This window comes from Arthrobacter sp. I3, assembly GCF_000520575.1.
Lineage (GTDB): Bacteria > Actinomycetota > Actinomycetes > Actinomycetales > Micrococcaceae > Arthrobacter > Arthrobacter humicola_A.
Map to the genome: position 1 here is coordinate 1374 of NZ_KI914943.1, position 7415 is coordinate 8788.

The 7415-nt window shown below is 71.6% G+C and carries 5 protein-coding genes and 1 pseudogene; all 6 read left to right on the forward strand.

Translation table 11 applies throughout. The features are described 5' to 3' along the window. Positions 1-258: 258 nt before the first annotated feature. Complete coding sequence (locus Y706_RS0116780; RefSeq protein WP_028277508.1) at positions 259-615, forward strand: YidH family protein; 357 nt, start codon at positions 259-261, stop codon at positions 613-615. Next, a complete protein-coding gene (locus Y706_RS0116785; protein WP_084476209.1) occupies positions 612-953 on the forward strand; it encodes a DUF202 domain-containing protein in 342 nt (113 codons plus the stop codon). The genes Y706_RS0116780 and Y706_RS0116785 overlap by 4 nt, the downstream gene beginning before the upstream one ends. A 178-nt stretch (positions 954-1131) precedes the next feature. Continuing rightward, a complete protein-coding gene (locus tag Y706_RS0116790) occupies positions 1132-2112 on the forward strand; it encodes an MIP/aquaporin family protein (RefSeq protein WP_028277510.1) in 981 nt (326 codons plus the stop codon). Between the two features lie 82 nt (positions 2113-2194). After that, positions 2195-3376, forward strand: coding sequence for an exonuclease SbcCD subunit D (locus Y706_RS0116795; RefSeq protein ID WP_028277511.1), 1182 nt, complete (start codon positions 2195-2197; stop codon positions 3374-3376). Next, positions 3373-6468: an AAA family ATPase gene (locus Y706_RS0116800; protein ID WP_028277512.1), complete on the forward strand. Its 3096-nt coding sequence runs from the start codon at positions 3373-3375 to the stop codon at positions 6466-6468. The genes Y706_RS0116795 and Y706_RS0116800 overlap by 4 nt, the downstream gene beginning before the upstream one ends. Before the next feature lie 191 nt (positions 6469-6659). After that, a pseudogene (locus Y706_RS26075) lies at positions 6660-7415 on the forward strand (MFS transporter); the annotation flags it as partial.

The following is a 7415-nucleotide window of genomic DNA, read 5'->3' on the forward strand; positions in this document are numbered from 1 at the left end:
GAGCCGTGGGCAGGGGAGTGTGGCTGGCCGGGTGATGGGGCGGGTGCGGGGCTGGTCCCGGGCTCGGTGCTCATGCCCTCAAATTTACCCGGCGCTGCACCGCACCCCGCAATGCCGGCGCCCGCCGGGGACTTAGCGCCGCCGCCTGGGTGCCGGGCGGCGGCGGATGCGGAAGGCCGGTAGGGTGCTGGTAGGACCCGTCCAGCGGTCAGACGAGGCAACCGCCGGCGCCGTACCGCCGGGCAGCGGAGGAAACGAATGCGCGAACCAGCGTGGCGGAAGACCGGGACCACCCCCGACTACAGGTTCTCCCTGGCCAACGAGCGGACGTTCCTGGCCTGGATCCGCACGTCCCTGGCCCTGATTGCCGGAGCCCTGGCGATCGACCAGCTGGCCCCGGAGATCGCGCCCGGCCCCGTGCGGATCGTGTTGTGCGTCATCCTCGCGTTCCTGGGCGCGGGCCTGGCCGCCCTGTCCTACCACCGGTGGGGTCTCATGGAGGCTGCCATGCGGAACAACAGGGAGTTGCCGTTCTCCGCAGTGATGCTGGTGATGACCATCGGCGTTGCGGCTGCGGCCCTGGTGTTCGCGGTCCTGATCCTGGTGGCGAGGTGAAACCGGCTGCGGTCAGGGACCCTGGGCTGCAGCCCGAGCGGACCTCCCTAGCCTGGCGCCGGACGTTGCTGGCCCTCATCGTGGCGGACCTGCTGGTCTGGCGCAGCTGGGCGCTCGCAGGGTCCCGGGGCGGCGCTGCGGGTCCTGTTGATTTCCTTGGTCTCTGCGCGCTGGCCGCTATGGCCGCGACGCTGGTCCTGGGTGTGTGCGTGCTGGTCCGCGGGCGCGAGCTCCGGCGGTCCAACGCTGCGCCGCCGGCGCCGCTGCTGCGCTGGGCCGCCGCCGCCGTCGTGGTCCTGGCCGCCAGCGCCGTGGCCGCGATCGCCCTGGGGCACTGAGCGGCGGGCCGGAACAGGCACCCAGCCGGAATCCAGCCAACATCCAGATTGCGCTGGCAGACTGCTGGCGGACCCATTCTCCAGGCGGCCGTGGCCGCCCCGGATCACGAACCCGGCGGCGGTCCAGCGACGCCGCAACTGCAGCGCTGGGCGCGCCGCCAGCAAAGGAATCCTGACCATGACCCTGCTTGTGCCAGCCCCCGACTCCGTTGACGTCCAGCCACCGGCCGCCAGCGACGTTCCGCCCCGGCCCGGGCTCGTGGCCCGGCTGTCCGCCGAGGCCCTGGGGACCCTGATCGTCGTGGTTGCGGGCCTGGGCGTGCCACTCTTCACCATTCCGCAGTCGAGCCCGCTGCCCGCCGCCCTGGCCGCCGGCCTGGCCCTGACGGCGGCGATGCTCGCCGTCGGTTACGTCTCCGGCGGCCACTTTAACCCCGCCGTCACCGTGGGCAACGCCATCGCCGGCCGGATCCGGTTGGCCGACGCCGCCGCCTACATCGGCGCGCAGCTGGTGGGCGCCGTGCTCGGGGCCGTCGCCCTGTACGGCGTGCTGCGCACCGTGCCGACCATCAACGACTCCCAGGGCGCATTCGCCACCGTGGCTGCCGGATTCGGCGAGCACTCGATCATCCAGGTGCCCATGGCGGGCGTCCTGCTCGTGGAGGTCCTCGGCACGGCACTGCTCGTGGCCATCTTCCTTGCCACGACCGCCCGTCGGAATCCGGCCAGGGCGGCTGCGCCCTTCGCGGTCGGCCTGACGACGGCGATGCTCCTGCAGTTGGGCCAGGCCCTCGGCAATGTGCCGTTCAACCCGGCCCGGGCAACGGCGTCGGCCATCTTCAGCGGCCCGGACGCGCTCGGGCAGCTGTGGCTGTTCTGGGTGGCACCGGTGGTCGGTGCGGCCATCGCCGGGCTGGTATTCCGCGGCTTCGTCCAGTCGGCCCGGACCAGTGACCCGGCCACTGCCGCGGTCACCGGCCAGCCCACTGCCCAGCCCACCGCCCAGTCCGACGGAGAGCTCACGGAAGCCGATGCGGATGGCGCCGATTTCGATGACGCCGGGCTGGCCGACGTCACCGCCACCACGGCTTCTGCTTCGGCCGCCCCCGCCGGCAACGACGAGGCCCGCAGCTTCTTCGACCGCAAGGGCGGGAAGTAGCCACTGCTGACCACTTTTAACCTCCGTCACACCTCCGGGGTGGTGGCGCAAGAGTGTCGGTGGCAGCCGATACCGTAGGAATATGCGGTTATTGCACACCTCCGACTGGCACTTGGGCCGGTCCTTCCACGGCATCGGCATGCTGGATGCCCAGCGCGCCTTCATCGACCAGCTCGTGGCCTTTGTCCGGGATGAGAGCGTCGACGTCGTCCTCATCGCCGGGGACGTCTATGACCGCGCACTGCCTGGCGTCGACGTCGTCGGCCTGCTGGATGACGCCCTGGTGCGCCTCACCGGGGCCGGCGCCGAAGTTGTGTTGACCAGCGGCAACCACGACTCCGCCATCAGGCTGGGGTTCGCGTCGCGGCTGCTCGAGCGCGGGGGAGTGCATTTGCGCACACGGCTGAATGAACTGGACGTTCCCGTGCTCTTTCCGCTCGGGGACGATGCCGGGAATGAGGCAGCGCCGGTGCTCGCCATCTACGGGATCCCCTGGCTGGAGCCCCGGCTGGTCGCCGAGCAGCTGGGCGTCGAGACCGCGAGCCACTTCGAGGTCACCCGCGCCGCCACCAAACGGATCCGTGCCGACGTGCGGCAGCGGAGTCAGACCCGGACCGTCCATTCGGTGGTGCTGGCGCACACCTTCGCCAGCGGCGGCATCAGCTCCGACAGCGAACGGGATCTGAGCATCGGCGGCGTCGGCGCGGTCCCGCTGGATCTCTTCGACGGCTTTGGCTACACCGCACTGGGCCACCTGCACGGCAGGCAGGAGCTCTCGCCGGCAGTGCGCTACTCCGGCTCGCCGCTCGCGTATTCGTTCTCGGAGGCGAAGCACAGGAAGGGCAGCTGGCTCGTGGAGGTCGACGCCGAGGGGATCGGCGGCGTGCGCGAGGTGCTCTGGGACGCGCCCCGGACCCTCGCCGTGCTCCGCGGGAAGCTGGATGAGCTCCTGGAGTCGGAGGACTTCGCGTGGGCCGAGACTGCGTATTGCCAGATCACGCTGACTGACGAGGCCCGCCCGGCCCAGGCGATGGACCGCCTGCGGGCACGGTTCCCCGACACCCTGGTGCTCGGCTTCGATCCCGATGGTCCCGGCGCGGCGCCCAAAGCCAGCTACAGCAGCCGGCTGGCCGAAGCCGAGGACGACCTCTCCGTCTGCTGCGGATTCCTCGAGCACGTCCGGGGCAGGCCGGCTTCCGACGCCGAAGCCGCAGTCCTCGCCGAGGCGCTCGACGCCGTGCGCCTGGAAGGAGTGTCCCTGTGAGGATCCACCGCCTGGAGATTTCCGCGTTCGGCCCGTTTGCCGGCACGGAGCGGATCGACTTCGACCGCCTGAGCGCACACGGGCTCTTCCTGCTGAACGGCGCCACCGGCGCGGGCAAGACCAGCGTCCTGGACGCCATCTGCTTCGCCCTCTACGGATCGGTTCCCGGGGCCCGCCAGGACGGAAAGCGGCTGCGCAGCGACCACGCGGAGGCCGCCGCCGAGCCGCGCGTCACCTGCGAATTCTCGGCCAAGGGCCGGCACTTCGAAGTCTCCCGCTCGCCCGCGTGGGACAAGCCGAGCGCCCGGGGCCGGAACGGCTTCACGGTCCAGCAGGCCAACACGCTGCTGCGCGAACGCATCGACGGCGCGTGGGTGGAGAAATCGGGCAGGAATGATGAGGCCGGCGCCGAGATCACCGACGTCCTGGGCATGAACCGGGACCAGTTCACGCGCGTGGTCATGTTGCCGCAGGGGGACTTCGCCGCGTTCCTGCGCTCCAAGGCGTCCGACCGTCTGGAGCTGCTGCAGAGCCTGTTCGGTACGCAGCGCTTTGAAGCCGTGGAACAGGAACTGTCCCGGCAGGCGCAGACCGCCAAGGCCGAGGTCGCCAACCTCAACGCGAAGCTGGACCTGCTGCTGGCACAGGCGGAGTCCGAAACAGCGGCGCTCGAACTCGACCCCGACGGCGCCCCCGGCCGGGATGAGCCCGATGCCCTGTTGGCCTGGCTCGACGCCGCCGCGGCAGCCGCCGTGGAGGGCCGGCGCAGCGCTGCCGGGGGAGCCGAGAAGCAGGCCGCCGACCAGGCGTCCCTGTTGGAGGTGGCGAACGCGCGGGCCAACCGCCACGCCAAACTCGCCGCCGCGGAACAGCGGCGGATCGACGCCGACGCCGCAGCCCCCGTCCTGGCGGGCAAGGCCGTCACACTGGGCCTGCACCGCCAGGCCGAAATGCTCGGCGGCCAGTTGCAGGCGGTCGAAAGCGCCGCGGCAGCCGAGGACCTGGCAGGAACGGCCCTGCTGGATGCGGCGCGGCAGCTGCGGTCCGCGGCCGCCACAGACCCGGAGCTCGCCGGGCAGGACGTCCTCGACGTCGGCGTCCCCACCGCCGACGACGATGCCGACCCTGTCCGGGCGGGTAAATCCGTCATGTTGGACAGCGCGGCCGTCCGCGGAACCCTCGCCCGGCTGCGGTCCCTGCACGCCGTGCTCACCGAACGCCTGCCCGACGAAGCCCGGCTCCTCGGGCTCACCCAGCGCGGCAGCCGGCTGCGCCTGCAACTGCAGGAGCTGGAAAAAGGACGGCTGGCCGGTGCCGCCGCAGTGGACACCCTGCGCACTGAGTCGGCGGCCCTGTCCGCCGGCATCCGCCCCCTCGAGGATCTGGCCGCGGAAGTCCAGTTGCGCACCAAGGAAGCCACGGCAGCGGACGAACTCGTGACCATCGTTGGCCGCTTCCTCGCCGCCGAGGCGGAGTGCGCGGCAACCGCCGGACAGCACGCCGCTGCCCTCAGCACGCACCAGGACCGGAGGCAGCACTGGCTGGACCTCCGTGAGCAACGGCTCACCAACGCCGCCGCCGAGCTCGCCACCCAGCTCCTGGCCGGGGTCCCATGTCCTGTCTGCGGCAGCCCTGAACACCCGGCACCTGCCCCCGCGGCAGCCTCCGCCCTGGCCGTCGCCGAGGCCGAGAAAGCCGCGCAACTGGCCAGCGACACGGCAGAAGAAACCGTCGCCGCCCTGGGTCGTGAGCTCGCCGAGGCCCAACAGAACGTCGCCGTCCTGGCCGCCCAGGGCGGCAACACACCTGCCGGGGAAGCCCGTGAGGAGGCAGCCTTGGCCCGGGAACGGGCTGATGACGCGGTCCGCGCTGCCACGGACCTTGCTGCCAGCCGGGCCCGGATGGCAGAACTCGAAGCGGAGATCGCCGACGCAGAGCGGGCGCAGGCCGACGCCGCCTCCGGCATCGCGCAGACGCAATCGACGATCGCCGAAATCGACGAACAGGCACAGGCCCTCGAAGCCACCCTGGACAAGCTGCGTGCCGGCCACGCGACCCTCGAACAGCGGATCGCCGCCCTGACGGCAACCACGGCGGTCCTGGAGCACGCCGACGCCGCTCACTCGGCCCACGAACAGGCCGCCGCCCGCACCGCGGAGGCCCGCCGGAACCTTGAAGAGGCCCTTCCCGGAGCCGGTTTCAGCACCGAAACCGCGGCGCGGGAAGCGCTGTTGCCAGCGCCGGTGGCAACAAGCCTCGAAACGGCCATCCGGGCCGGACAGGACGAGGCCGCCAGGATCCAGGAACTGTTCGCCGGAGAGGACCTGGCCCTGGCGGCAGCCGAGCGGGCCGCCGGGGACATCGTCAGCGACGCCGCCCTCGAGGAGCTCAGGACGGAATCGGCGGCGGCTGAACGCAAAGCCCGGGAAGCTGTGCTTGCGGCCGGGCTGGCGGAAAACTCGCTCCGGATACTCGGGCGCATTGCCGGTGACTATGCGGACCTCGCTGCCGCCGGCAGGGAACCGCGGGACCAGGCCGCGATGCTCACCGCGGTCGCCGACACGGCCAAGGGCGGCGGAGACAACACCTACCGCATGAGCCTGAACAGCTACGTCCTCGCGGCCCGGCTCGAACAGGTGGCCGTCGCTGCCTCCGAACGCCTGATCGGTATGAGCGATGGCCGCTACACGCTGCAGCACACCGACGCCAAGGCAGCACGCGGCGCGAAGTCCGGCCTTGGCCTGGAGGTCGTGGACGAGTGGACCGGCCAGCGCCGGGACACCGCCACCCTCTCCGGCGGCGAGTCCTTCATGGCCTCACTGGCGCTGGCCCTTGGGCTGGCGGACGTCGTGCAGCATGAGTCCGGCGGCGTGGACATCGAGACCCTTTTCGTGGACGAGGGCTTCGGCAGCCTCGACGAACAGGCGCTGGAACAAGTCATGGACGCCCTCGAAAGCCTCCGCGACGGCGGCCGGGTGGTGGGGCTCGTGAGCCACGTCGCCGAAATGAAGCAGCGCATCGGCACCCAGCTCCAGGTGGTCAAGGGCCGCAGCGGCTCCACCCTGCACATCAGCGACGACACCCGGGCCTGAGCCGGTCCCCGGGCCGCCTCTGGGACCGGTCCCGGGGCCCACTCCGGGTCCCGTCCCGGGCACTGGTCCCAGGGCCGGCGCCCCGGGATCGGGTATCATTGGTCTGTTACCGGGTCGCGCGCATCGGGAGGAGGGACGATGCGCAGTATTTAGCGAACCCGGAAACCATGAACCCTTCACCGACTTCTTTGGTGTCTACTCTTGACGCCCCACTGCCGCCGACCTGCGCGCAGCCGGCCCCCGCAATTTCGACCGACGCTCTGCCTGCCCCGGCGCCCGCAAAGGGCGGCCGCTACGCGCAGCTGCCGTTGCTCGCCGGCCGCAGCTTCATCCCCCTCGGGCTCTTCGCCCGCCTGCCGCTTGCCATGCTGACAGTCGGCGCCCTGACACTCGTCACCGCCGTCACAGGCTCGTACGCCGTGGGCGGCGCCGCGGCCGGCGCCGTCGGCATCGGTTCCGCGCTCGGTGCCCCCGTCCTCGGCGTCCTCGCTGACCGGCTCGGCCAGCGCGGCGTCCTGCTCGTATCCGCCATCGCCAACACCGTGGCCATCGTTGCCCTGATCCTCACGGCCTACCTCATCCCCGGGGTCCACGACCTTGCCGCCGCGGTGCCCGTGCTGGCCGCGGCCTTCGTGGCCGGGGTGAGCTGCCCGCAGGTCGGTCCGCTGGCCCGCGTCCGCTGGATGGCGCTGACGTCCCGGACGTCCGGCTCCGGAACCCGTGCGGCCGGAAACTCCGCCGACCTGGACACCGCCCTTTCCTATGAGAGCACCGCGGACGAGCTCACCTTCGTGCTCGGCCCCGCACTCGTCGGAATCCTCGCCAGCCTGCTCGCGCCGTGGCTGCCGCTGGCCCTCGCCGCGGCACTGACCGTGGTCCTCGTACCCGCCTTCGCCGTCCACCCCACGCACCTTGCAGTGGTCCGCACAACGAAGCGCCGGCCCGCC

Bases quoted from the DNA above. Each gene is read 5' to 3' on its own strand.
- Y706_RS0116780 (WP_028277508.1), top strand. From the start codon at position 259: ATGCGCGAACCAGCGTGGCGGAAGACCGGGACCACCCCCGACTACAGG.
- Y706_RS0116790 (WP_028277510.1), top strand. From the start codon at position 1,132: ATGACCCTGCTTGTGCCAGCCCCCGACTCCGTTGACGTCCAGCCACCG.
- Y706_RS0116795 (WP_028277511.1), top strand. From the start codon at position 2,195: ATGCGGTTATTGCACACCTCCGACTGGCACTTGGGCCGGTCCTTCCAC.